Source organism: Streptomyces torulosus, from assembly GCF_001419765.1.
GTDB lineage: Bacteria > Actinomycetota > Actinomycetes > Streptomycetales > Streptomycetaceae > Streptomyces > Streptomyces torulosus.
This window is the reverse complement of record NZ_LIRK01000978.1, coordinates 1-1,237: the sequence shown is the minus strand read 5'-3', so window position 1 is coordinate 1,237 and position 1,237 is coordinate 1. Positions and strand designations below refer to the sequence as shown.

The 1,237-nt window shown below is 75.4% G+C and carries 1 protein-coding gene and 1 pseudogene; both read right to left on the bottom strand.

Going from position 1 to position 1,237, the window contains the following annotated elements; all coding sequences use genetic code 11:
- Positions 1 to 87: 87 nt before the first annotated feature.
- The gene (locus tag AOK23_RS43295) at positions 88 to 702 is read right to left on the bottom strand and encodes a response regulator transcription factor (protein ID WP_055717837.1); all 615 of its coding nucleotides are present in this window, start codon (positions 700 to 702) and stop codon (positions 88 to 90) included.
- Positions 699 to 1,237 (bottom strand): annotated as a pseudogene (locus AOK23_RS43290) (sensor histidine kinase); the annotation flags it as partial. The gene AOK23_RS43295 and the pseudogene AOK23_RS43290, both read right to left, overlap by 4 nt.

Sequence of the window (1,237 nt, the reverse complement as noted above, 5' to 3'; positions counted from 1 at the left end):
GTGGTCGGTCGCGCAGTTCCCCGCGCCCCCCGGGGTGGCTGCCCCCGGCCGGTGGCTACCAGGCCCTGTCGAGTCGCCTCACCCCGGCTACAACCACCCCTTCTCCCGTGCGATGCGCACTGCCTCTCGTCTGTTGCGGACCGAGAGTTTTTGGATCGCTGTGGAGAGGTAGTTGCGGACCGTGCCCTGGGAGAGGTGGAGGGTCTCGGCCAGCTCCGCGTTCGTGGCGCCGTCGGCCGCCGCGCGCAGCACCTCGCGTTCGCGGTCGGTCAGGGGGTTGGCGCCCTCGGCGAGGGCCGCTGCCGCGAGGGTGGGGTCGATGACCCGTTCGCCGGTCAGGACGCGGCGTACGGCGTCGGCCAGCCGCGCGGCAGGGGCGTCCTTGACGAGGAACGCGTCGGCGCCGGCCTCCATGGCGCTGCGGAGGTAGCCGGGGCGGCCGAACGTGGTGAGGACGACGAGCTTCACGCCGGGCAGCTCGCGGTGGAGCCGGGCCGCCGCCTCGATGCCCGTGGCGCCCGGCATCTCGATGTCGAGGAGGGCCACGTCGACGTCATGGGCGCGGGCGGCGGCCAGGACCTCGTCGCCGCGGGCGACCTGGGCCACCACCTCGATGTCCTCCTCCAGGCCCAGGAGGGCGGCCAGGGCCTCGCGGACCATCGACTGGTCCTCGGCAAGGAGGACCTTGATCGTGCGGCTCATGCGCCGGATCCTACGTCCGGGGTCACGGCCGCCGCGGGGCCCTGGCCACCAGGCGGAAGCCGTGCCCGGCGGCGCCCGCCTCCAGCGTTCCGCCCACCTTCTCCAGTCGTTCGGTGAGGCCCGTGAGCCCGGTGCCCGGGCTGCCGCCGGACCCGCCGGACCCGTCGGCCTGGATGCCCCCGGCGCCCGTCCCGTCGTCGTCGACGGTGAGTTCGAGGGCGGGGCCGTCGAGGGTCTGGCGGCGGACGAGGTCCACCGAGCAGCGGTGGGCGCCGCTGTGGCGGACGACATTGGTGACGGCCTCGCGCAGCGCCCAGGCGAGGGCGGACTCGGTGTCGTCGGGGACGTCGGCGAGGTCGGGGACGTCGGCGGGCAGTTCGGCGGTGATGCCGGCCGCCGTGAGCGCGTCGCGGGCACCGGCGAGTTCGGTGGCGAGGCGGGGGCGGCGGTAGCCGGTGACGGCCTCGCGGACGTCGACGAGGGCCTGGCGGCTGACCTGCTCGATGTCGGCGACCTGGCGGGCCGCATCCTCGGG

Excerpts from the sequence above, each read along its gene's own strand:
- AOK23_RS43295 (WP_055717837.1), bottom strand. The coding sequence starts at position 702 with ATGAGCCGCACGATCAAGGTCCTCCTTGCCGAGGACCAGTCGATGGTC.